At 50.4% G+C, this 22127-nt stretch carries 21 protein-coding genes; 6 read left to right on the plus strand and 15 right to left on the minus strand.

Features of this window, described 5'->3' with window-relative positions; all coding sequences use genetic code 11:
* Nucleotides 1–5: 5 nt before the first annotated feature.
* Nucleotides 6–1598, minus strand: coding sequence for a lytic transglycosylase domain-containing protein (locus ACNQKP_RS05630; RefSeq protein WP_417863387.1), 1593 nt, complete (start codon nucleotides 1596–1598; stop codon nucleotides 6–8).
* Between the two features lie 154 nt (nucleotides 1599–1752).
* On the opposite strand from ACNQKP_RS05630, the gene ACNQKP_RS05635 reads away from it, so the two are divergent.
* Nucleotides 1753–2550 (plus strand): substrate-binding periplasmic protein, encoded by a 798-nt coding sequence (locus ACNQKP_RS05635; RefSeq protein WP_417863389.1) that lies wholly within the window; start codon nucleotides 1753–1755, stop codon nucleotides 2548–2550.
* A gap of 1 nt (nucleotide 2551) precedes the next feature.
* On the opposite strand, the gene ACNQKP_RS05640 is transcribed toward ACNQKP_RS05635, so the two are convergent.
* From ACNQKP_RS05640 to ACNQKP_RS05650, 3 genes are all read right to left on the minus strand, one after another.
* Nucleotides 2552–3697, minus strand: coding sequence for a hypothetical protein (locus ACNQKP_RS05640; protein ID WP_417863391.1), 1146 nt, complete (start codon nucleotides 3695–3697; stop codon nucleotides 2552–2554).
* A 120-nt stretch (nucleotides 3698–3817) separates the two neighbouring features.
* The gene (locus tag ACNQKP_RS05645) at nucleotides 3818–5650 is read right to left on the minus strand and encodes a TonB-dependent receptor plug domain-containing protein (RefSeq protein ID WP_417863392.1); all 1833 of its coding nucleotides are present in this window, start codon (nucleotides 5648–5650) and stop codon (nucleotides 3818–3820) included.
* A 28-nt stretch (nucleotides 5651–5678) separates the two neighbouring features.
* Complete coding sequence (locus tag ACNQKP_RS05650; protein WP_417863394.1) at nucleotides 5679–6269, minus strand: TonB family protein; 591 nt, start codon at nucleotides 6267–6269, stop codon at nucleotides 5679–5681.
* Nucleotides 6270–6439: 170 nt separating this feature from the next.
* Here ACNQKP_RS05650 and ACNQKP_RS05655 point away from each other — a divergent pair, with 170 nt between their 5' ends.
* Together ACNQKP_RS05655 and ACNQKP_RS05660 are read left to right on the plus strand one after the other, a co-directional pair.
* Nucleotides 6440–7969 (plus strand): ATP-binding cassette domain-containing protein, encoded by a 1530-nt coding sequence (locus ACNQKP_RS05655; protein WP_417863396.1) that lies wholly within the window; start codon nucleotides 6440–6442, stop codon nucleotides 7967–7969.
* A gap of 114 nt (nucleotides 7970–8083) precedes the next feature.
* Nucleotides 8084–9568 (plus strand): hypothetical protein, encoded by a 1485-nt coding sequence (locus tag ACNQKP_RS05660; protein ID WP_417863398.1) that lies wholly within the window; start codon nucleotides 8084–8086, stop codon nucleotides 9566–9568.
* Here the strand turns inward: ACNQKP_RS05660 and ACNQKP_RS05665 are convergent.
* The 8 genes from ACNQKP_RS05665 to ACNQKP_RS05700 form a co-directional block, all read right to left on the minus strand.
* Nucleotides 9565–10350 (minus strand): DUF2799 domain-containing protein, encoded by a 786-nt coding sequence (locus ACNQKP_RS05665; protein WP_417863400.1) that lies wholly within the window; start codon nucleotides 10348–10350, stop codon nucleotides 9565–9567. The two genes, ACNQKP_RS05660 and ACNQKP_RS05665, sit on opposite strands and share 4 nt — an antisense overlap.
* A 32-nt stretch (nucleotides 10351–10382) precedes the next feature.
* Complete coding sequence (locus ACNQKP_RS05670) at nucleotides 10383–12215, minus strand: ATP-binding cassette domain-containing protein (RefSeq protein WP_417863402.1); 1833 nt, start codon at nucleotides 12213–12215, stop codon at nucleotides 10383–10385.
* A 77-nt stretch (nucleotides 12216–12292) separates the two neighbouring features.
* Entirely contained in the window at nucleotides 12293–12667 is a 375-nt protein-coding gene (gene panD, locus ACNQKP_RS05675; RefSeq protein ID WP_417863403.1) for an aspartate 1-decarboxylase, read from the minus strand.
* 10 nt (nucleotides 12668–12677) lie between these two features.
* Nucleotides 12678–13448, minus strand: coding sequence for a type III pantothenate kinase (locus tag ACNQKP_RS05680; RefSeq protein WP_088564013.1), 771 nt, complete (start codon nucleotides 13446–13448; stop codon nucleotides 12678–12680).
* A complete protein-coding gene (gene coaBC / locus ACNQKP_RS05685; RefSeq protein ID WP_417863405.1) occupies nucleotides 13445–14716 on the minus strand; it encodes a bifunctional phosphopantothenoylcysteine decarboxylase/phosphopantothenate--cysteine ligase CoaBC in 1272 nt (423 codons plus the stop codon). Before coaBC ends, ACNQKP_RS05680 begins: the two co-directional genes overlap by 4 nt.
* Nucleotides 14703–15458, minus strand: a complete 756-nt coding sequence (gene panC / locus ACNQKP_RS05690) for a pantoate--beta-alanine ligase (protein ID WP_417863407.1) — start codon at nucleotides 15456–15458, stop codon at nucleotides 14703–14705. The genes coaBC and panC overlap by 14 nt, the downstream gene beginning before the upstream one ends.
* A complete protein-coding gene (gene panB, locus ACNQKP_RS05695; RefSeq protein WP_038448650.1) occupies nucleotides 15455–16246 on the minus strand; it encodes a 3-methyl-2-oxobutanoate hydroxymethyltransferase in 792 nt (263 codons plus the stop codon). The genes panC and panB overlap by 4 nt, the downstream gene beginning before the upstream one ends.
* Nucleotides 16247–16253: 7 nt before the next feature.
* Nucleotides 16254–16973, minus strand: a complete 720-nt coding sequence (locus ACNQKP_RS05700) for a DUF2520 domain-containing protein (protein ID WP_041583638.1) — start codon at nucleotides 16971–16973, stop codon at nucleotides 16254–16256.
* A gap of 148 nt (nucleotides 16974–17121) precedes the next feature.
* Between ACNQKP_RS05700 and ACNQKP_RS05705 the strand changes: the two genes are divergently transcribed.
* Genes ACNQKP_RS05705 through ACNQKP_RS05715 form a run of 3 tightly spaced genes read left to right on the plus strand, consistent with a single transcriptional unit; the run spans nucleotide 17122 to nucleotide 19193 of the window.
* Complete coding sequence (locus ACNQKP_RS05705) at nucleotides 17122–17856, plus strand: hypothetical protein (RefSeq protein ID WP_417863408.1); 735 nt, start codon at nucleotides 17122–17124, stop codon at nucleotides 17854–17856.
* Between the two features lie 54 nt (nucleotides 17857–17910).
* Nucleotides 17911–18471: a hypothetical protein gene (locus tag ACNQKP_RS05710; RefSeq protein WP_417863409.1), complete on the plus strand. Its 561-nt coding sequence runs from the start codon at nucleotides 17911–17913 to the stop codon at nucleotides 18469–18471.
* An 11-nt stretch (nucleotides 18472–18482) separates the two neighbouring features.
* Entirely contained in the window at nucleotides 18483–19193 is a 711-nt protein-coding gene (locus ACNQKP_RS05715) for an SDR family NAD(P)-dependent oxidoreductase (protein ID WP_417863411.1), read from the plus strand.
* Here the strand turns inward: ACNQKP_RS05715 and ACNQKP_RS05720 are convergent, their stop codons facing one another.
* From ACNQKP_RS05720 to ACNQKP_RS05730, 3 genes are read right to left on the minus strand one after another with little or no spacing between them, the layout of a single operon-like run.
* Nucleotides 19194–19964: a substrate-binding periplasmic protein gene (locus tag ACNQKP_RS05720; RefSeq protein ID WP_417863413.1), complete on the minus strand. Its 771-nt coding sequence runs from the start codon at nucleotides 19962–19964 to the stop codon at nucleotides 19194–19196.
* 54 nt (nucleotides 19965–20018) lie between these two features.
* Nucleotides 20019–21104, minus strand: coding sequence for a hypothetical protein (locus tag ACNQKP_RS05725; protein WP_417863414.1), 1086 nt, complete (start codon nucleotides 21102–21104; stop codon nucleotides 20019–20021).
* 10 nt (nucleotides 21105–21114) lie between these two features.
* Nucleotides 21115–22038: a hypothetical protein gene (locus tag ACNQKP_RS05730; RefSeq protein WP_417863415.1), complete on the minus strand. Its 924-nt coding sequence runs from the start codon at nucleotides 22036–22038 to the stop codon at nucleotides 21115–21117.
* Nucleotides 22039–22127: the final 89 nt, after the last annotated feature.

Here is a 22127-nt window from a genome sequence, read left to right on the forward strand (position 1 = left end):
GTGAACTATTTCTGTGCAGAAACTTGTGATGCCATTTGCGGTGTCACAAGCAGTTCCGGATACAGTTTGGAATACCAGTATTGGTTGCGCAGGATGCCTGCAACGTATTCACGAGTTTCATCAAACGGAATCAGATCCACAAACAACAAAGGATTGTCCACCGGATAGCGTTTCATCCATTTGCGCACGTTGCCGCTGCCGGCGTTGTAAGACGCCAGGGCTTTCATGTGATCATTCTTGAATTCTTTGACTAACGCTGCAAAGTAACGTGCACCCAGCTGGATATTGCTGGAAGGATCCAATAGTTCTTTGTCGGTGACCACGCGTTTTTTTAAGTCTTTTGCTGTGCGAGGCATGATTTGCATCAGGCCCGTCGCACCCACCGGGCTTTTCGTGTTCGGATTGAATGAACTTTCCTGACGGATCAAAGACAGCAGCAGGAATGGATCCTGATCGCGGTGATGTTTGATCACCAGGTCTTCAAACGCCAATGGGTAATAGATATTCAGATTCTTCAGTGTCTTGAACTGAGGGTGATTCTGGAACAAGCGGCTGAGCACCATGAAACGCTGGTGGTTCATGTCGTCGAACTTCGCCAACAGTGTCGCCACATAAAGCTGGAAGCCGGGTTCTGCCTCGCTCAGTTCAGCGTAATCAATAAATTCAAGTGTGCGTTTGGCCAGCGAGTCTTTTTGCTGAGCCAGGAAGTGTTCAACCAGCTGGATGGCGCCATTCAGATCTTCAAATGAACTGCGGGTTTGAATGCGCTGTTCGCGCAGGTCAGAAACTGTCTGATAGGGGCCGTCTTCCATCGTCGCGTAGTCCGTCAGAATGTGATAGCTCAGCGGGAAGTTCGTGAAATGATCTTCCATGGTGTTGGCAGATACGGATTTACCCTGCTCGCGTGCGGCATGATTTATCCAGAACTGCGCCCGGGAAGTCAGTGCTATGTCTTTGGAAAGCTTGGAAAGTTTTTTCAGGAAGTCTGTGGCCTGTTCTGGATTGTCCTGCCAGATCTCAAACAGACCGCCGCGGTACAGACCCAGATCGCTGAATTCCTTATCTGTGCTGCATTCCAAAGTACGGGCATATAGCGCACGCACCGTGGAAAGCACTTTTGCATCCGGAAGCTTTTCTTCCAGCTTGAAGGCCATGGCCGTTGCCAGGTGTGGGGAAATACAGGTTTTGTCGTTTAGAATATGCTCGGTCAGGTTTTGACGGTCTTTGTTTGAAAGAGTCGAAACAGCGCGCACACTTTCAGATTCCGAAGTGTTTGTAAGCTCGGTCCACTTTTGCTGACGAATCAGCTTTGTCAGTTGGGCAGCTTTCAGGCGGGTGTCTTTGTTTTTCTCGGCTGCTGATTTGTCCTTATAGAAGCTTTTGCAAAGAACCGCATTGCGTTCGATATGGCAGCCCTTATAGCGGGCGGCAAAGAAGTTGTGCTTTTCATTCAGTTGAATAAAGAGCTCGGCGGCTTCTTTATGTTCCTGGGAAACGGGGGTGGGGCTGGCATGTACATTTTGTAACAGCTGCCCAAAACCGGCATCGAAATAGCAACCTGCCGCCGCCAGGGTCAGGGCGAAGGTGCTTGAAATCATTAATAAAGTCTTAAACCGGTTTTTCTGCATAGTTGTTAAAGAGGTTTAACTGCACTAACCGTACCCTTTGGAGGCTAAGCAGCTGAGCCGTGGATTCCACTTAAAATGCTTTTGAAACGTGTCAGACTGAGACGACCTGGTTAAGATGAAATGTATGCAGATTTTGAAAGCGCTTTTAGTCATTGTGATGGGATTTGCTGTTGAGACGGCTTTTGCCAAGGACATCTGCTCAAGGCAGTTTATTGTAGGTACCAATAACTATCAGCCGATGTATTTTCGCAACTCTGGCGGGCAAGCGGGAGGAGTTGATGAGGAGTTGATCTCGGCGATCATGGCGCGGCGGGAGTGTGGATACAACTCCCGGGGAATGTCCAGGCCAGTGGCCGTTGAGTCCTTGAAGCGGAATCAATCGGATCTGATCTTGCTGGTTGCAGAAAACAATATTTATTCCGACGCTGGCGCGGATTACATTCCCTTGTTTCGTTCCGTGCGGGAACTGGTTGTGCGTAAGTCCAAGTATAAAAAAGGGCAGACAGTCGCTGATGTGTTTGCAAATAAGAAAGTTATATTTGGCAATCTGATTGGGTCGCGGGCCGTGATGTCGGAGTCCGAGTATCAGTTGTTGATCAAAGACAAGCGTCTTATCCAGGTCCCTGATGCCGCGGGTGTATTTGCCCTGATTCAAAAAGGCCGGACAGATGCCGTGATTGCAACACCTCTTTTAAACAATTATCTGGTCAAAGATTTAAAAATTGAAAATGACGTGGTAACGGTCGCGGACCGGAACTTCACAACGTCATTGGGTATTTACGTTTCCCGGAAGCGAGTGGGGCTGCAAGAGCGTCAAAGGCTGGAAGAAATCGTCCTCAAGATGAAGAAGGATGGAACGATTGAAAAGATTCTTTCGAAGTATCTTACCATAGATCAGTTGTCGTCAGTGTCCTACGAATAGGCTACTGACAGGATTTCACTTTGGATGGAGTGAAGTTGTAAATCATCGTGCCGCCCTCTTTCAGGAAGCCTTGCTTCAGCTGATCCAAATACGGTGGAGGAGTTCCCAGTTTGCTGCGGCCGTGGCGAACGGTGTCCAGAGAGCCGGCAACTCCCAGGCAGCCTTGTGTTGGGGTGTACGGATCCCAGCCATGCAACAAAACTCCACGACTGTGAATATCCTTGTTTTCTGGCTCCAGCCCCACAAGCTCAATCCCGTCACGAATATTGCCGCCGCGGGGAGGACTGTAGGCCTTGGTCATGATCGCGCCGTTCGGGGTTTTCAAAGAACCGCGTCCGTTACCAAAGCCACCTTCGCCACGGGAAACCCACAGTGGGTTTTTATCCACCACATTGGCAAGGGAGCCGTCGGCATTCAGAATCCACATTTTTCCCATCACGCCGCCACTGGAAAAGTCATTGAAGATGAACTTGTCCTGATTGACCTTGTCTTTGTTCTTTTTCAAGGCCTCCAGAGCCTGCTTCAAGCCGCAGTTCAGAGTCTTGTCGTTCTGAATGACTTCCGGGAACTTCTTTTCCTCGCAATTGGCTGTGGTGCTGCGGGAATTAAGCAGGCGGTTGGTGCTGTCGATTTTTTCAGTCATCGCTGAAGCCATGGCATCAGCTTCTGCTACTTCAGTTCCTTTGCTTGGAGTCACCAGGGATTGGGGTTTGGATCCCAAGCCGAAAAGATTCAGGAACCAGTCAATCAGATTGAAACTTCCGGTTTTGTAGGCAGGCACGTCGCTGGTTAATGTACAGTTTGTCGTGCCATCGCCGCTGGAGCAGGTGGCAGAGTCGGTGCCCAGATCGGATTTTTGCACGACCAGGCTTGAAGATTTCGCCAGAGCTTGCAGATCGGCGTTGTCGGAGGTGTCTTCCGTGCCGCTGATATCGGTGACCTGATAAAGAGAGTTCTGATCAACGTCTTTGAGGAAACCGCTGTTGCCTTCGTACTGAGGGGTGATAAAGCGAGTGCCTTCTTTGACAGCCTGTAGTTTGACTGAAGAATTCTTTGGCAAGGCCCCGATAGGCATGACCGCCTCGGTGGATGCATAACTGACTGCTTGTAACAGAAATATTGAAGCGCCAACAATGAACGGTCTCATAGTCTTAATTTAAATGAAAAAGACTCTGAAATTAAGGCCAGTTTCTGTCAAATGGCGGGGAAGGTCCTGTTCCGGGAAAGTCTGAGGGGCACTGGACCCCTCAGATGCAAATTGCCTTGCTTAGAACAGGTATTCCGCTCCCAGAGAGCCAGAAAAGCCCTCTGAATAGAAGCTGTAGGTTTCTTCATAGCGGTGGTCCGCCAGATTGTTCAGGCGGGTGAAGACATTGATGTTGTTATTCCATTGATAGGAATAAGCAGCATTGGCAGTCACATAGCCCGGGATTGAAGTGGAGGCATAAGCCGTCATCGAGATAGGCGCACCGTTATCCATGCGTTCGCCGGCACCCACCAGCTCTAAAGCAGCAGTGTGTTTGTCGTGGTTTTGGATGTACTTCAGGCTGCCGTTCACCAGAGGACGACGCAGCAACCAAGTGCCGGTGTCGACATTGCGTGGTTCCTGATAACCGTAAGTCGCGATGAATGTGCCACCAGTCCACGGACGGATCGTGTAGCTGACATCAACGCCACGGGTTTCGGTTTTGGAAACGTTTTCGTACTGGATGCTTGGGAAGGACCCGGAAATCTGGATCAGATCCGTGAAGTCAGAACGGAAGAACGTGATGGAGGCGCTTTGGCTTTCAGAGATCTCAAATTCCTGCATCAGACTGTATTGAACTGCGCGTTCGGCTTTTAGATCCGGATTGCCATAAGAGGAATAAAGCTGGAACAGGGATGGAATCTTATAGCCGGACGCCATTTCAAGTTTTGTATGCTCAAATAAAGTCAGACCAATCTGATAAGTGCTGACCGCATCCTGATCGGCCCAGTTTTCCACGCGACCACCGACAGCCAAAGAAAAGCCCGGACGGATTTCGTAATCAGCCTTGGCAAAGACACCACGCTGTTCAGAGAACGTGTTCACGGATTCCACACCCTTGTCGCGGTAAGTGAAGTCTTCATACAAATAGCTTAGGCCCGCAACCACGCTGATCTTTTCGGACTTGTACGGAGTCAGATCCAGACGGGCCGTGCGAAGGTTCGCGCCATAATCCTGATCTGTGCCTGTTGGGTTCTGCACCGGGACAACCGGCCAGTCATAAGTGCGCAGGGAATTTTGCATGCTCAAAGCCAGACGTGGTTCGAACGGAAGCTCGTTGAACTTCAAGTAACTGGAGCCACCAATCTGACGGCTGAACATTTCTAGATCCTCGGTGTCCATCAGCTGGTTGGTGGTGCGATCCGTGGTTGGAGAGTTGTTGAAGTCCTGCAGGAACAGAGCTTTCAGATTTCCATCAACTGCGCCCTTCCAGACATAGGCGCCTTCGGCATTCCAGTTGTTGCGGGAATAGGTTTCTGTGGAATCAAGCACTGGGGATTCAGCGTCTCTCCATGCGCCATGGCCACGCAATACCAGGGCATTGTTTTCGTCCAGGGGTTCAGTGTGGGCGACAGTCACGTCACGGAAGTTCTGCGTGCCCAATTGGCCTTGCAGGGAACTTTGGCTTTTGATTTCCTGAGGAATGGTGTCGATCTTGATAACACCGGACAAAGCCTGACCGCCGTAAAGCACCGTCTGGCCACCTTTGATGATTTCAATACGACGGACTGATTTGATATCCAGAGAATTCAGATTAAAGGTTCTTTGCACCGTGGAGGCGTCATAGAACGGAACACCATCAACGATGATCATCACGTGTCCAGAGTCACCGCCACGAATGAAGATGGAATTGGGTTGAAAAGGAGTGCTGACAACGGTGATGTTGGCCTGACTGGAAAGCAGGCTGGTGATATTCGGAGCGCGGGAGTCCTTGATGGTCTTTTCGTCGATCACAACTTTGTTGGAGGTGTTAAATACAACATCCTCAACAACGGTTTCAAAACTGGGAACGGCTTCTTGAGCGTGAACGGCCAAACCCAGGAACAGGCTGGCTAGCAGAACTGAATATTTCACTGATAAATCCTTTGAACCGGTGCAAGACTTAATTTACTTCTAACTTAAATCTATAGGTGTAACGGATCTTAACAGCAACAGATTCTTCGCCTTTGAAAGCTGGTTGAAATTCGAATTTTTTCAGTGCCTCCACGGCAGATTCATTCAAGCCATGACCTGGTCCGCTCAGAACCTGCACGTGACGGACTTTTCCTTCGCGGTCGATCAGGATTTCAAGAATGACGGGCCCGTCGACAGCGGCTTTCTTGGCTTCTTCCGGATACTGGGCTTTGAATTCACGTTTTACTTTTGGCAGTCGGGTGATTTCGCTGAAGCCCACCGGGGTGGTGGAATCTCCGCCACCGTCCGCAGCACCCGCGTCTGCGTTGGCAGTTGTTTCAGGGGCTTCACTCTTTACAGATTCCGATGGAACAGTTGGCGCGGGTTTGCTGACAGAAACCGGAGGTCCTGGCGGCAGGCCTGAAATACCTGCGGGGCTTGTGACAGTCAGATCCACCACGGTTCCCAGATCTGGAGAAACCGGCGAGGTACCCCATTGCAGGGCTGTGACTGCCAACAGATGCAAAGTAACTGATAATAAGATCCAAAGTTTAAGTTTCAAGCCCTTAGACCTTCTCACAATCCAATTTTAAGTCAATGCCCGGCAGGGCTATTGTGGGATGGCCTCAGATGGTGTAGAGTGGTTCTTGTCGGGCTCTAAATCCGGCGTCTATGAGAAATTAATCCGTCATCTTATTCTTTTTTTAAGAACTCACATCGGCCCCATCGGGCTTGGACGGATTATTTACTATGCAAAACAATTTATTTCAGGTGACCGGAAGGTCCCTGTTCTATGAGCTTCCCCACGGGGCGAAGCTTCTGAATGACATTTCATTTACGTGGAACTTTCGCCGGTGCGCCTTGGTTGGTCCCAATGGAGTGGGGAAAACCACGCTGGCAAAAATTCTGGCAGGTGTTCTGGAGCCCAAAAGCGGCGAACTGCGCTGCTCGCAAGGGGTTGTGTATCTGGAGCAGGTCATTGAACCGACGGATCAAACTGTCGGTGAATATCTGATGGGCCTGTGGGAAAGCCCGGTGGCCGACCCCGCAGTGTGGGGCTTGCTGCTTCAGGACATTCCGCTGGAGCAAAATCTTAAATCCCTGAGCGGTGGCCAGTGGACTCGTGTGCGTATTGCCGAAGCCCTGGGGCGCGGTGGTGGCCTGCTGATTCTAGATGAGCCGACAAACAATCTGGATCGTGAGGCGCGGGAACTGGTTTATCGTTTCGTGCGTGAATATCCGGGATGTTTGCTGCTGATCAGTCACGACCGTGAATTGTTGGAAGAAGTCGACGGCATCTGGGAGCTTTCCAGTCAGGGACTTTCAAGTTATGGCGGCAGCTATTCTTTTTACGAAGTGCAAAAACAGGCTGAACGCGAATTGCTTGAAGAAAAGATCGACCGCGCAAGACGTGAAAAAAAGAAACTGGAGCGCGAACACCACGAAAAACTGCAAACCCAGGAAAAACGCATGCGTGCAGGCGACGCCAAAGCCGCCAAGGGCGGTATTCCCCGGATTATTGTCGGAGGACTGAAGCGCCGGGCGCAGGAAACCCACGCGCGTATCAACGTGAATGAGGAAAAGCGTGTGGAAAAGTCGCAGGAAAACTTACGCGAACTGGTTCAGGCTCAGAAGCCGGAAAGCCGTCTGGGACTGGATTTGGGCGTCGCCGCCCTGCCGGAAGGGAAGCTGGTTTTTGAACTGGATCAGTTCAACTTAAGTTATTCTGCTGAAGGGGCATTCCTGTGGGAAGAGGCTTTGACCTGTGCCATGCGCGGACCGCGCCGCTGGGCTTTGTATGGTAGAAATGGAGCCGGTAAGACCTCGTTGCTGGATTGTCTGCTCAGCCGCTCACAAGCTGTGCGCACAGAAGGTGTCTGTCGCTTGGGTGAAGTGCCCGTGCAGGTGCTGGATCAAAAGTATTCCCTGCTGAGTGCGGATCATTCGGTGCTTGAAAATGTGATGGAAAAATCAAGGTTTGATCTGATTGAGACTCGCAACCGTTTGGCTCAGTTTCAGTTTTTTGGTGATATGGTTCATCGCAAGACCCGGGACCTGAGCGGAGGCGAAAGGCTGAAGGCCTCTTTGGCGAAAATCCTGATGTCCCAGCCGGTGCCGCAGTTGCTGATTCTGGATGAGCCCACCAATAATCTGGATCTGGCCAGTTTGAATGTTCTGGAATCTGCCTTGGGAGAATACGCCGGGGCGCTGCTGGTGGTGTCCCACGATGAAGTATTCCTGCAAAACATCGGAGTGGAAGCGGTTTTGGAGATCGGATAGGGTCCCTAAAACGGGGCCCACCCTTTGCAATGTTCCAGCTTCGCTATGTTTGCTCGTTGGTTCACCGTTCTATCTTTTGTGTGTTTTGGCCTACTTAGCCTTTTTGTCGTTCAGATGACAAGAAGGCCGCTCTGTATTGAATCCAAGGTTGTCGAAAGAATTGACAGACTGGGGCCTCAGACGACGGACACCATCTATCGCTGTGCCGTGAACCGCGAAACGGCTTACAGCACCTACTTTGGGGAGCAAAGCCGGGACCTGACTTATCGTATTCAAAAGACCGAACGTCTGCTGGAAAGCTTTGAGCCCTTCCGCAAGAAAGTGCAGCTGACGATTTTCCCGGATCGTCCGTACTTGTACCGCGTTCAGGGTCAGCACATCTTTATTGGACAAAAGATGCTGGAAGCCCCGGGACATCTGGAAAAAGCGCTGGCAAAAGTCTGGTATCATGAACGCAATGACTCGTTGTTTGTGCAGCAGGATCTGATGGAAGAAGTTTTCACGGACTTCCTTGTGTATCTGGATTTGGGTGACCTTGATATCGGTGATCCGGATACGCGTCTGAAAACAGCGCTTCGCAAAGTGAAGTGGCCGTTTGTTCTGAAGTCTGTGGCGGCATACTGTGATTCGCCGTGGAAGCAGTCTGAACACTTTGCTCTTTGTCAGAACAAAGCCGAAGCTGCTCACGAACTGAATCAGCAGGTGGTTGAGATGAGTCTGCGCCCGCTGCTTGTCACGAGCTGGGTGAATGCCTACCGTCAGTTGACGATGAAAGAGCGTTTCGAATTCACGCAGAATCTGCCGCAATTGCTGCGCGCGGATCATTCCGAGCCTTTGCCGATCGTGGGCAGCGCCGAAGCCATGATGTCCGACACTGCTTTGATGAAAGCGGCGGAAGCCATCAAGAACGTGAATCTGTTTGTTTCAAAGACCAATGCCATCAAGGATTCGGAAACACATCGTCTGTTCCTGGCGAATTTCACCAATGAACTTCGTATGAATGGGTTCCATGACGCCTTTGCGGAAGCGTCTTTTGATGTTTTGTATGTGGCGCAGGAAGAACTGAACGAAAAATCCAAAGTTTTGCAGCAGTTTATGAAAATTGCCAAAGCCCAGCCAAAACTGCAGATGGCCGTGCGTGATGGAGCTAACTTGTGGATGCTGCCATCCCGTTATCCGGTTCCGGTGAAGTCCTTTGGTCAGATCAAATCGGTTCGTACGGTGGTGGAAAAGTGCGGTGGTTACAACTTTAGCTATGTCATGGACTATGCCGAAGAAACTGAAAAACTGCTGGTAGTGGACCATTGCGACGCTGAAAAAGAGATTCAGTATTCCCGCTATTTGTCGGAAGGTGCTGAAGGCTTTGGCGCCCAGAACAAGGGAACAGCTTTTGTGCAGTTCCATTTGCCGTCTTTATTGATGAAGAAGGCCGAGCTTGAGCAGGTGTCAAATGTCTTTGAATTCATTCAGAAGCGCGATGTGGAAAGTGCGCCTTTCAAAAGCCTGGGCTGGCGCGAGGTTCACTGGAGTGAGCAGGCCAATGCTTATCAGCCAAAGGCCTTTGTCGACGCTATTGAGTGGTTCCGCGTGCCAAACTAAGGGTTGTCCAGACTTGGCAACTCTTCCTTGAAGGCCGAGATGTCCTTTTGCAGTTTGTCCCGGTTGTTTTCCAAGCTGCTTAAATCACTTTGCAATGAAAAGACTTCTGATTTTTTGCTGTTGATATGCGTATCCAGCACCGAAATCTGAGAGTTGAAGTGAGTCACAAGCTGGCTTTGCTGGTTGATCATGGCAGAGGACTTGCTGGATTCCAGACCGCTCTTTTCCGCTTCCATAGCGCTGAGCCTGCTGCGCGCGAAACTCAAGTTGTTGCGTTTGTGCAGAATATCCATATCAAGACTGCGGACCTCTGAAGACTTGCTGTCGATAAGGGATTGCACGTATTTTTTGCGACCTTTGCGGTATTCCGTCAGGAAAGCAGGCTCAAGTTCCTTCGGGCAGACATTCTGATACTTTTTGCCGGAAGTGCCCGCTACAAATCCGTTGGATTTTGCGCAGTAATCAACGGTGCCTTTGCGGTGTTCGGCAACCAACACGTTGATCTGTGGCCCCTCGCAGATATCGCGAGAGAAGAAATCACCACTTTTACCGATGATGTAGGCGTTGGTGTTCGTGCAGTACTTTTCAACGCCGCTTTTAAAGCCTTTATCCAGCTGTGATTCCTGGATGTCGGCTTCGACCTTGCGGCATTCGTTCACTACCGGGTCGGCATTCAGCCACTGGCCGCGCATTGCTACTTTTTGTCCGTGTTCAAACCAGTTGATGGATTCGCAGTCTTTCTTTTTAAAGTAGCTTGCACAACCCGCCAATTGAAATGCCATTACCGTCAATATCAATACACGCAACATCGTCATTACCCCACAAGCTGTTTAAGCTCGTTTTCAAAATTCTGCTGGTCTTCCATCGCTTGCAGCATGGAGGATTCCAGGTCTTCAATGGCCCCGCTCAGTTCATGCAGCTCTTTGGCAAGGCCTGCGGCTTTGTCTCCGGCCGCGGTCATCAGATTTTCATTTAAAGCGTCTCTCTTTTTAGTGAGATCGGCAATCTTCTTGTCACAGTCTTCAATCAGTTTCTGGGCCTTTTTGATCTGGGTCTCCAGCTTCTTTCGTTCTTCTTTGTAGTTGAACTTCGGAGCCTCAGCGGCTTTTTCGGAACTGACTTTTTGCGTTGCCGCGCCCTCTGTCAGATCACGTTCTGCCAGGAAGCCTTTTTGCAGACTCCAGACGTATTCATCATAGGTGCCAGGATACAAGGTCAGTTTCCCGTGGTTCACCTCTAAGATTTTGTTGGCCACGCGGCCGATAAATCCACGATCGTGGCTGACCGTGATGATGGTGCCTTCGTATTTTTCCAAAGCGGTGGTCAAGGCCTCGACGGTGTCAAAATCAAGGTGATTCGTCGGTTCATCCAGCAAAAGCAACGGTGATTTTTGTAAAAGAATCTGCCCCAAAGCCACGCGGGACTTTTCGCCACCGGAAAGGACTTTTACTTTCTTGTGAACATTTTCGCCCGAGAACAGCAAACTTCCGGCGATGTTCAGCACATCCTGCTGGGTCACCTCTTTGTGGGCGGCAGAAGTCATGGCTTCAAGCACTGTGTGTTCCGGGTTCAGGGATTCCGGAGTATGCTGGGCAAAGTAAGACAGACTGACCTGATGGCCCCATTTGATGGATCCACGCACCAGCGGGATCTGCTCGCCCAGGGATTTTAACAAAGTGGACTTGCCGGCGCCGTTCAGTCCGACGATGCCCAGATGGTTGCCGCGCTCCAGGCGCAGGGTCACATCTTTCAGAATCACCTTGTCGCCATAACCACATTCGACATTTTCCACTTCCAGGATCATCTTCCCGGTCGGGGAGGCTGGTGGAATATAAATATGTGAATGGGTGGGTGCGGCTTTGACTTCGATGACTTCCATTTTTTCCAAAGCCTTCAAGCGGCTTTGCGCCTGGCGGGCTTTGGTGGCTTTGGCTCCGAAACGGGTCACAAAGTCCATGATGGATTTCTTTTTGGCTTGTTGGCTTAGAACCTGCTTTTGCAGGATTTCAGCCAGCATTTGTTTTTGTTCGAAGTAGTCATCAAGACTTCCGGGGAACTTCACGATGTCGCCGGATTCGACTTCCAGAATATGGTCCGTCACCCGGCGCAGGAATTCGCGGTCGTGCGAAATCAGCAGGAACGCGCCCTTGTATTCTTGCAGGAAGCTTTCCAGCACCAGCAGGGTTTCCAAATCCAGGAAGTTCGTCGGCTCATCCAGTAATAGCAGGTTCGGCTCTTGTCCGATCAGGTACAAAAGTTTCACGCGCATGCGGTAGCCACCGCTGAGCTGTTTCAGATGAGACTGGAAGTGGCCTTCCGTCAGACCCAGTTTCAGTCCGAACTGTTTCAGCTCCCAAAGGGGTTTAATGCAGTTCTTTTCCAGATATTCTTCGACTTTTTGATCGACGTCCCAGTCAGATTCCTGTTCCAGATAGCCCAGACGCAGCTGCTGGGATTTGGTCACGATTCCTTCATCAAGATGTTCCTGATCGACCAGAATTTTAAACAGAGTGGATTTGCCGGCGCCGTTGGGGCCGATAACGCCGACGTGCTCACCTTCGTTGATAGCGAAAGTGGCATCGTCAAAGAGAACTTTGGCGCCAAAGGCCTTGTGGCCGGATTGCAGTTGCAGAAGAGTGATAGCCATACGGCCTAAACTGAAGGAATTTCGTCGCGGGGTCAAGAGCGGGAAGGCCATTTGGCGGGCTTCCCGCATTTTTAAGGCTACTTGTTGTTCTTGCGGTCTTCTTTGCGCTTTTCAGTGACTTTGTTTTTTGCGTTTACAAAAACCACTGTCGGCTCATGTTTCTTGGCTTCATCCATGCTCAGACCACAGTAAGAACAGATGATCACCAGATCACCTTTTTGTACGTGACGGGCAGCAGCCCCATTCAGGCAGATTTCGCCTTTTTTACCCTTGATCACGTACGTGGAAAAGCGCGCACCGTTGTTGCAGTTGTAAATATCCACACGTTCGTTTATCAGCAAACCAGAGGCTTTGATCAGATCCGGACAGATGCTGACGGAGCCTTCATAGTTCAAATCAGCTCCGGTAACGGTGGCGCGGTGAATTTTGGTTCTAAGCAATGAGATGTTCATAAATAAATCCTTAAGCGTTGTGTTGCAGAGCGATCAGCATGCCTTTAAGAACAAGGTCCGGCACGATTTCGTCGAATACTTTTTCTTTTTCAAACAAATAGGAAAAACCACCGGTGCCGATCACCATCGGACGTTCCCCTTGGAAACATTCTTTGGTGATTCGTTCCGTCAGTTCTTTGATGGTGCCCAGATGGCCATAGTACAGACCGGACTGGATGCTTTCGATGGTCGCACGACCCAGGGCCTCGTGCATCGCCACGATTTCCACGGACGGAAGCTTGGCCGTTTTGCTTTCCAGAGCCTCCATGCAAAGACGCAAACCCGCCACAATGGATCCCCCGAGATAGTCCTTGTCCTTGGAAACCGCACAGAATGTGGTGGCCGTGCCCAAGTCCACCAGGATCAGATTTTTACCCGGGTACAGGTGAGTCGCCGCAATGGAATTGGCGATACGATCGGCACCGACTTCCAGTGGGTTTCTGTACTTGATCTTCAGACCGGTTTTAACCCCGGCCTGCAGGATGAACGGATTGATATTGAAGTACTTCATGCAGGCGCCGCGCAGGGAATAGATCACTTCCGGCACGACACTGCAGATCGCGATTTGTTTCACCTTTGCCGGATCAAATCCATTTTCGCGGATGGCCGTGCGCAGGAAAATGCCGGTTTCATCGGAAGAAGCCCCGCTTTTGGAGTTCTTACGGAAAGAAAGAACCATCTTGTCCTTGTCAAAAAGACCGGCATAAATCTGGGTGTTCCCCACATCAAGACACAAAATCATAAAGAATCCTTTGGCAGAACCACACGAATCAGTTCACTGGTCAGTTGATCCAGATTTTCACAGGCAACAAAGCCTGCGTGATTGAACAGCGTGAACTTGTGGGTGCGGTTGACGATATCAATTTCGCTTAAATCATTGTGAACGACGAAGTCGGCGTGGGAGTTGGCAAAAAGCTTTTCCACGGCGCGGGTTCGTTGTTCTGGAGTGGCGTGACTGGTCAGTTTAAACGCAATCACCTTCAGGTCCTTGTTTTTGGAATAGTCTTTCAGGCGGTCCACAATCTTGTGGTTGCGCTTCAGGTGAATGCTCATCTTGTCTGCGTCAGAGCTGACTTTTTTCACCTCAAACGGACGGAAGCTTTGGCCGTCGACTTCGATGTGGTCGACAGAGTAGTCGCTGACGGCCGCCGCATGGATCACGTGGGTGAAATCCTCGGTGGAAAGGTAGTGTTTCATCTTTTCATCCAAAGTCGCAAAACTGACAAACTGGTCGCGGCGGGTGACGTGTTCCGTCTTGGGTGAAGCGTGGGCTTGCAGCAAAGTCACATCAAAACCCATCTGAGTCATGTATTCAGCCAGGGCAATGCCGGTGCGGCCCGAACTGAGATTGCTGATCACACGAACCGTGTCGATGGGCTCTTGCGTGCCCCCGGCGGTGATCAGGATTTTCACTTTGGAAAGAGCGGAAGACTTCGGTGCGACCGAAGCTACTGCGGTATCCTGTGCAGGTTTATGAAGCGCTTCCAAAGTCATTTTCAGAATCAGATCCGGTTCCAGCAGTTTGCCCCAGCCTTCTTCGCCACAGGCTAGAATGCCGGAAGCGGTGTCCAGGATCTGCACGCCCATTTCTTTAAGAGCGGTCAGGGATTTTTGTGTCACCGGGTGCAGGTACATGCTGGTGTTCATGGCTGGCGCCACCAGGAATGGTTTTTTAAAGTCGTGTGCCAGGAACAGAGTCTGCAACAAATCATCACCCACACCTTGCGCGGCCTTGTTGATGAAATTTGCGGTGGCTGGTGCCACCAAAATCACATCCGCCCAACGCATCAGGTGGATATGATCCATGACGTTGCCGGTGGCATACATGTCACTGATGACGGGTTTGCCCGTCAGGCCTTCCAGGGTGGCGTTGCCGACAAATTTCAAGGCGGACGGGGATGCCACAACCTGAACGTCACAGTTATTTTGCACCAGACGGGAAACCACATGACAGGCTTTGTAACAGGCAATAGAGCCCGTCATCATGAAAAGAACTTTAGATTTGGACATTGTCGATCAACCTCACTTCACCGAGTTTGGCGGCGACGAAGCGGCGGTTTCCCACATCCGTCACATAATCCACGATAAATCCTTGAGCTGACAAAGAAGCCGCGGCTTCCGCAGCGGTTTTGCTTTTCGTAATGGCTTTAAAGATGGCCGGTGCTTTCTTTCGCTCTTCCGGGGTTAGGCGCAGATTGCGCGAACTTTTTGCCAGGCCGTCTTCTTCACGCACGGTGGGAACCGGAACGATTTCCAGATCCATAAAGAAGCTTTCCACCATGCCTTGAATCAGGGTCAGTTGCTGGAAGTCCTTTTCTCCGAAATACGCCTTGGTCGGACGAACCACATTGAAAAGTTTCATCACCACCGACAACACACCGTCAAAGTGACCCGGGCGGTGGGCGCCATCCAGCAGGGTGGAATATTCGTTTTCAGAAACTTTATAGCGGTAATTGTCCGGGTACATGTCAGGATAGCGCGGAAAAAAGATCGCGTCGACGTTGTTTCTTTCGGCCATCGCCAGATCCTGATCCCAGGTCTGCGGATACTTTTCCAGATCTTTTGGGTCATTGAACTGGGTCGGGTTCACGAAAATGGAAAGCACCACAAGGTCGTTGTTCATGCGGGCTTGTTTGATCAGTTCCTCGTGTCCGGTGTGCAAAGCCCCCATAGTGGGAACAAAACCCACCGTGCCGGATTGTTTGCGGCGCCAGGCTTGAAATTCGGAAGGAGAGCGCAGGACTTGGGTCATGAGTAGCTCTCTTTCTCGGACGGGAAGATTTCGGTGCTGACTTCCTGATGATACTGGTTCAAGGCACCTTTGATGGTATTAAAGCCATCAAGGTATGTTTTCACGAATTTCGGTTTGAAGCCTTGGTTCATGCCGAGCATATCTTGCAGTACCAGCACCTGTCCGTCGCAATCCACGCCCGCACCGATGCCGATAGTTGGAATCTCCAGTGCTGCGGTGATTTCTTTGGCCAGTTTCGAAGGGACACATTCAAGAACCACGGAAAAGGCGCCAGCCTCTTGCAATTGCAGAGCGGCTTCCAGAATCTTCTTCTGGGCTTTTTCATCACGGCCCTGAACCTTGAATCCACCCAGTTGATTGACTGATTGCGGAGTCAGGCCCAGATGTCCCATCACCGGCACACCTGAATCCACCAGATGGCGGACCAGTTTCAAATTTCCGGCAGCGCCTTCCAGTTTCACGGCGTGAGCACCGGCCTTCATCACTTTTTCAACAGCCGTCATGTTGGCGGTCAGGCCTTTGCGGTAACTCATGAATGGCAGATCCGCGATCACAAACTTATCACCAGCCCCGCGCACAACGGCAGCTGTGTGATGAGCCATGACACTGGCTGAAACATCCAGCGTGGTGGAATGTCCCAGCATCACCATCGCCAAAGAGTCTCCGACCAGAATGCAGTCAATATCACTGTCGGCCACAATGCGCGCGAAGGAATAGTCGTAGCAGGTGATCATCGAGATCTTTTGCTTTTTGCTTTTCTTGTCGTGGAAATCGAGGATGGTTTTCATAGGGCCCTCACTTTCGCGGATACTCAGGCCAAAGGGTTTCTAGAAAGGCTTTGTAAACAGCCTGATAAGGATCGTCTTTCAGGGCCTGCAGATTCTTTTCGACTGTGGCAGCATCTTTGCGCGCCAACGGGCCGGTGAAGGCATCTCCAGGGTTCGCCAAAGTGTTCTGTATCACTCTTTCAATATAAGGCTTGGCGGCACTTTGCGGTATTTTCATCTCGGCAAAGCCTTCCAGCATCTTGGCAAGCAACAAAGTGGTGAAGTTCCCACCCAGCACACATAAGGCGTGATAGCGGGCTTTTTCAAAGGCGAAGATGTTGGAATAAGGATTGGAAAGTCCCGGCAGGGCTTCATCCAGGGAATCACATCCAGTCAGAGCAAAATGAATCTGCTGGTAGGTCGAAAGATCGTAAAGGTCCGGACCAAAGGTCATCAGCGGGTGTGCCGCGATCATTCCTTTGAAATACAAAGCACCCGAGAAGTGCACGAGCGTTTTATCCTCGTGCTTTGCCAGATGCTCTTGATAGAAAGACTCCAAAGAGCTGTCGCTGATCGCCAGCAGAATGTGCGAGCACGCAGAAACTTTGCCCGCCAAAGCAGAGATGTCCTCGCTGCGGTCCCAGGTTTGATATTTTAAATTGAGTAAATGAAAATAGTGGGCAACATGTCGTGCGACACGGCCAGAGCCAATAATAAGATATGTAGGTACAGTCTTTGTCGCATTCATATGTGGGTACCTGTCCTTTGCGGGATCAAGTCCTCTGTAATGTTCGCAACCTAACACAATTCTAGCAGATTTCAACGATTCTTGCCAATATGCGTAAATGCGGCCGTGGGCGCTGGACTTAGCTCTTAAACTAAGTAAAGTTCCGCTCATGAAATACTTGTACTGGGTCAGCGCCGTCGCTGTGATTGCATTGGGTGTGTTTTTCTCCATGAATTTTCAGATTCAGGAACGTTCCATCCCTAAGATCAAATTTTCTCAGGTTGAAGTTCCAGAGAAGCTGGGTAAAGGCATCTATGATCGCCTGCGCATGGAAATCAAAAATGCGCCGATCGTATTCCTGGGTGTGACCCCGGGACAGATTGAGGATTTGGAACTGTGGAGAGGCTTTATGGAAGCCAATCAAGAGCAGGGATCCAAGTACGACGTGATTGTTGTGGATCCGCAATTGCCTTACGTGGAGGTTTTCAACTCCACCATGCGCCTTGATGTCCAAAATGAAATGTCCCGTTTTGTAGAGGGTGTGAACAACGCTCGTGCGCAGGGTCTGCGAGTGGCAGTGATTGTCCCTTACATTTATTCTTCGCAACTTGTGAAAAAAGGTCCTGCCAATCGCCTGAAGGAAGAGTACAAAATGGACGTGACCAGTTTCTCGGTCATGAAGTTCCCAGTGACCCGCGAGCAGGAAGAAGCCTTCCAGCCAGTGTGTGATCTGGATGGCACAAGAGATCTTGCAGGTACCGGACATCTGGGCTGCATGGTTATCGAAGTGGCTCGCAAAACGTATCGCAAGAAATTTGAAGAAAACAAATACTCAGGCATGATGGAACAAACCGGCGCCAAAGACTACATCGTGCTGCTGAACCGCAACGCCAGCCCCCGCTAAAAAGGTTCCCGGTTCTTTTTCGGGTCCACAGAGCGTTATAAGAGGAGAAGATAGATGAAAACGATGATGCTTGTTTTGTCTCTGTTGGCAGGTTTCACTGCTGAAGCCCGCAGCGTTCTTGAACAACCATGGCAGTCGGCTGATGGCCGTGCGATTGTTCGTTTCGTTGAGTTCAACGGCAAATTGACGCTGAACACGCGCAGCTATTATTCCAACGGCGCGCCTTCTGATTACTTCTTTGAGTTCTGGATGCCGGAAGGCCGTGATGTGCGCCCGGGTGAAACAATCCAAGGCCGTCTGCGCAGTTTGGATGGTTATTATGGTTGTGTGTTTGATGAACACGCGCAAGCTCAGCTGACGATGGATGGCACTTTGAAAGTTCATTATCCTCTTTTGACCTTCCACCGCGAAACACGCTCTGTGCGTGATGGAAACGGAGGCCGCCATTATCGTCGTGTGATCGACTGGAACGGCTGGGGCTGGGTTGAAACCGTTTACTCTTACCCTATTGAACGCTGGAGAGTGATTTCTTCCGAATGCGTGATCAACCAGCGCAACTGGGTGACCAATGAATTGTTCCCGGTCGGTGAACGCCCGGTGCCTCGTCCGAACTAAAGGATTTTTGCGTGAAAAAGATCGCTGTTGTCACTGGTGCTAATCGTGGTTTGGGTCTTGCCTTGAGTGAGGCCCTGGCGCAAAGGGGTTTCAAGGTACTGATGGCCATGAGAAACCCGGACAAAGCGCAAAAGACCCTGAACGGTCTGGCCATGAAGGGCCTGGATGTCGTGCCGATGAAGCTCGACTTGTCCCAGGAAAAAAGCATCACGGACTTTGTTGAAGTGATCAAACGTGAATACGGTTTTGTTGATGTACTGGTGAATAATGCCGGCATTCTGATCGACAGTGAAGATGGCGGAAATTCCTCGCTGTTTAAAACCAAAGCCTCTACGCTGCAGAAGACCTTTGTCACCAACACCATGGGACCATTCCTGCTGACCCAGAAGATCTTCCCGCTGATGAAGCAGGAAGGTTATGGGCGCATCGTGAATGTTTCCAGCGGCATGGCTCAGCTTTCTGAAAAACAGAATGCCTCGGCGTCTTACCGTATTTCCAAAACGGCCTTGAATATGGTTACGAATCTTTTTGCCTCGGAAGTTTCCGGCGAAGACATTTGCGTGAATTCAGTATCGCCGGGATGGGTGCGCACTGATATGGGTGGCCCGCATGCGGATCGTTCAGTTGAACAGGGGATCAAAGGCCTTCTTTGGGCGGCCACGCTGCCGAAGGGCGGTCCCAACGGCGGTTTCTTCCAGGATGGCGAATCCCTAAGCTGGTAGTTAATCTTTATAGTATTTCAGGTCTTCCGCACGGACATAGTCCTTCGCAGAACGAGCCATGGATCCATCGGACTTCATGCGTTTGATAATGTCTTTGATTCTGTTGCGATCTTTCTCTGTCACTCGGGCCTTCGAGACATAGATACCCAGATCTTGCGCCTGATTCGGGTCGGGCAAAATCACAAAGCCGCCGTCCTGACCCTTGCGCGATAAATAGTAGTGGGTGAACAGCGGAGTCGAGAACGTGGCCTGGACTCGGCCCTTAATCAGGCTGGCAAAGATGTCACTGGGGCCAGGGACTTCAAACAGGCGCTTTTGTTTGAAAAGTAGTTCCCGCTCCTGATCGGACATAAAAAATCCAGCTCCGATCAAGGTTGAAAAAACGGCTTTGGAGTTCTTCAGATAGTCTTCGATCTTAAAAGACGGATTATAGGCTTTTTTATCAACTATCAGCATTCGCGGAACGCGGTAAGCGGGAATGAATTCCGCAACTTTGTCCATTTCGGCGTCGCGAATCGCTAGTCCCATGATGTCGACACGGTTTTTAAGAAGCTTCTCTTTGTTGGCGGCATAGGATCCCGGGATCTCTGTTTCGCGGCATTCAAGCTGCTTAATAACGTCAGTCATCAGAACATACGAGTGACCTTTTTTAACGCCGTTTTCGATGAAGTAGGAAGGCTCATTGTCCATAAAAGCCAGAACGAAGCGTCTTTCGCAAAGGTCATTGGCGTGCGCAAACATCAACGCAAAAAGGACATTCAGCAGAATCATGAAGTTTATTGTGATTAAGCCGAGAGCATCCGGCAAATTGAAATTCGCCCAGGTCTAGTATTCGTATTCACTTCCGAAAACAATTCCGACCGTAGAGCTTTCCACTGTTGTGCTTTCTTTGCCATAGTAAAAGCCGATTGCGGACCGCAAGGCCCGCGTCTTCCACGAGTACCCTACGGACGTATTGAAGTTCTGACCGAAATAGTCCACATCATTGCCGAAGCGGTGAGAAATCCCGCACAGAAGCTGATGGCCATCGGCTGCTCCGTACCGATAGCCGAAACTTTGCGAGAACGTGTAGCGGTCCAGATTCCCGGACACCTCCACAAAGGAGGAATCAGTCAGAAATTCGTGATGCCCCACTTTGAAGCCGTGACCAATCAAGAGCTTGCCCTCTTCATTGGTAACACTGGATCTGGCGTCGTCATCTTCGGTGACCGTAAAGTCGCCTGGGGGTGAACCATGGGTGAAGACTTTGGAAGAACCCTTGTTCTGGTTGTACAAGGACAAGCCCCGCGAATTGAAGTTCACACCCAGTGTGTAGTGTTCAAACTGAAAGTGCGTCGAAAGCCCCAGGGCGACGTTCAGATTTTTGTATTCGGACTTGGTTTTTGAAACGACATAGATGTCTTGTGCGGGGAAAGAGCTTTCGCCGACTCCGAATGTTTTTGCCTCGGAATAGCGAGCCAAAAACTGGATGGCCAGGGGAATGGCTTTAAAGGCCATCGAGTAGCCTGACACCATCCGGTTGATGTTGGCCTCGGCATCAAAGGAACTCTCATTCTTGTTGGACTGCCATGAAAACAAACCCTGCAAAGTGTTGGCGACAAAGAATTCATGCACCAGATCTTCGCCGACCACCAGATTGCTCAGGTAAGAAGGTGCCAGTCCCAAGGACGATGAAAATGTCTGGCCTTCGTTTTTGGAATTGATCGCCCCAATGGAGTTTCCGTTCAGGCTGAAGGCATTGTCCTGTCTTTGGCGAAGCAGGCTGGGATTGTAGTAAGACGCGGCCTTGGATCTTGTCGTGGCCACACCGGTGTTGGCCATCATGCCTTCATAAAGACCCACCGGCAGGATTTGCGCCGGTGCCGTTGATGAAATCAGAAGAAGTAAAAGAGCGTATAAAACGGATTTCATCTGAATCTTTCTATTGTTTGTTCAGGCGAACCTGTCCTGTCATGGTGTATTCACCGCGATTCTTCTGTTCATAGACGTTACCCACCCAGATTTGCGTGTTTCCATTCAAAGGATAGATTTGGATGTAAGCTTTGTCGGCGCGGATATTGACTATCAGGCCCGCGCTGCCGGGAACGGTCATATAATCCTGTAAAGGTCCGCTGGATGTCTGGGATCGGCTGATGACTTCGCCATTGTCTTTTTTAGCAAGGATCACCAGGGCATAGGCATCTTCTTTATTGGGCTTGCGAAGGCGGACGTCCCAAGTGATAAGCCAGTCTGTTTTGTGTGTCTTGCGATCAAAGAAGGTGATTTCTCCGGCGTAAAAACCCTGAATGCCATTTGAATTTTTTGTTGAAAGAGCAGAGCTTGATTTCAGTGTTGAGAACAAGTCTTTGATCTCCATCTTTTTCAGCTCTTCAAGGGCCAGTGTTTCATCACGGACTTCAAGAAGTGTTTTTTCGTGGTTGATCCATTCGTTTACGGGCTTTGCTGGTGCCGGAGTCGGGGCTGTCGGATTGGCTTCCGCCGGTGCTGGGTTTGATGTCATAGCAGTTGGATTCTGCGTCTGTGCTGCGGGAATGTTGCAGGTGCCATCAAGCATTGTCGGGCTCGTGGACTTAAACGCCAGCTTCACACCCAGGTCAGCCAGAAAGACGGTGACGATTTTTCCCAGAATCTCATCGGCTTTCTTGTACTTCTCTTCGAGAGTTTTTAGATTCTGGTATTCTTCAAAGTCTTTCTGAGTCAGGGAAATCAATTCGGATTTGATCTGATCGGCAATGACTGCTGACGCGGTCGAAGTCGGTGCGGAAGAGCGTCCGAGAGAAAATGAAACAACTGCGACGGCAACAACAACCACGACGACCAGAATCTGCGAGGAAATTTTCTTCATTTGAAAATGGTACTTTGGGGAGCGTTCAAAGAAAATAAAAAAGCCATCCCCGAAGGGATGGCTTTGACGCGGCAGGGACCTGAATTAGA

The sequence above is a fragment of the Bdellovibrio bacteriovorus genome (assembly GCF_048286975.1).
Classification (GTDB): Bacteria; Bdellovibrionota; Bdellovibrionia; order Bdellovibrionales; family Bdellovibrionaceae; genus Bdellovibrio; species Bdellovibrio bacteriovorus_H.

What these genes read in the sequence shown, in the direction of transcription:
- ACNQKP_RS05635 (WP_417863389.1), top strand. Translation starts at nt 1,753, where the DNA reads ATGCAGATTTTGAAAGCGCTTTTAGTCATTGTGATGGGATTTGCTGTT.
- ACNQKP_RS05655 (WP_417863396.1), top strand. Translation starts at nt 6,440, where the DNA reads ATGCAAAACAATTTATTTCAGGTGACCGGAAGGTCCCTGTTCTATGAG.
- ACNQKP_RS05710 (WP_417863409.1), top strand. Translation starts at nt 17,911, where the DNA reads ATGAAAACGATGATGCTTGTTTTGTCTCTGTTGGCAGGTTTCACTGCT.
- ACNQKP_RS05665 (WP_417863400.1), bottom strand. Translation starts at nt 10,350, where the DNA reads ATGGCATTTCAATTGGCGGGTTGTGCAAGCTACTTTAAAAAGAAAGAC.
- ACNQKP_RS05640 (WP_417863391.1), bottom strand. Translation starts at nt 3,697, where the DNA reads ATGAGACCGTTCATTGTTGGCGCTTCAATATTTCTGTTACAAGCAGTC.
- panB (WP_038448650.1), bottom strand. Translation starts at nt 16,246, where the DNA reads ATGAAAACCATCCTCGATTTCCACGACAAGAAAAGCAAAAAGCAAAAG.
- ACNQKP_RS05730 (WP_417863415.1), bottom strand. Translation starts at nt 22,038, where the DNA reads ATGAAGAAAATTTCCTCGCAGATTCTGGTCGTCGTGGTTGTTGTTGCC.
- ACNQKP_RS05705 (WP_417863408.1), top strand. Translation starts at nt 17,122, where the DNA reads ATGAAATACTTGTACTGGGTCAGCGCCGTCGCTGTGATTGCATTGGGT.
- coaBC (WP_417863405.1), bottom strand. Translation starts at nt 14,716, where the DNA reads ATGTCCAAATCTAAAGTTCTTTTCATGATGACGGGCTCTATTGCCTGT.
- ACNQKP_RS05630 (WP_417863387.1), bottom strand. Translation starts at nt 1,598, where the DNA reads ATGATTTCAAGCACCTTCGCCCTGACCCTGGCGGCGGCAGGTTGCTAT.
- ACNQKP_RS05670 (WP_417863402.1), bottom strand. Translation starts at nt 12,215, where the DNA reads ATGGCTATCACTCTTCTGCAACTGCAATCCGGCCACAAGGCCTTTGGC.
- ACNQKP_RS05700 (WP_041583638.1), bottom strand. Translation starts at nt 16,973, where the DNA reads ATGAATGCGACAAAGACTGTACCTACATATCTTATTATTGGCTCTGGC.
- ACNQKP_RS05660 (WP_417863398.1), top strand. Translation starts at nt 8,084, where the DNA reads ATGACAAGAAGGCCGCTCTGTATTGAATCCAAGGTTGTCGAAAGAATT.
- ACNQKP_RS05680 (WP_088564013.1), bottom strand. Translation starts at nt 13,448, where the DNA reads ATGATTTTGTGTCTTGATGTGGGGAACACCCAGATTTATGCCGGTCTT.
- panD (WP_417863403.1), bottom strand. Translation starts at nt 12,667, where the DNA reads ATGAACATCTCATTGCTTAGAACCAAAATTCACCGCGCCACCGTTACC.
- ACNQKP_RS05720 (WP_417863413.1), bottom strand. Translation starts at nt 19,964, where the DNA reads ATGATTCTGCTGAATGTCCTTTTTGCGTTGATGTTTGCGCACGCCAAT.
- panC (WP_417863407.1), bottom strand. Translation starts at nt 15,458, where the DNA reads ATGACCCAAGTCCTGCGCTCTCCTTCCGAATTTCAAGCCTGGCGCCGC.
- ACNQKP_RS05725 (WP_417863414.1), bottom strand. Translation starts at nt 21,104, where the DNA reads ATGAAATCCGTTTTATACGCTCTTTTACTTCTTCTGATTTCATCAACG.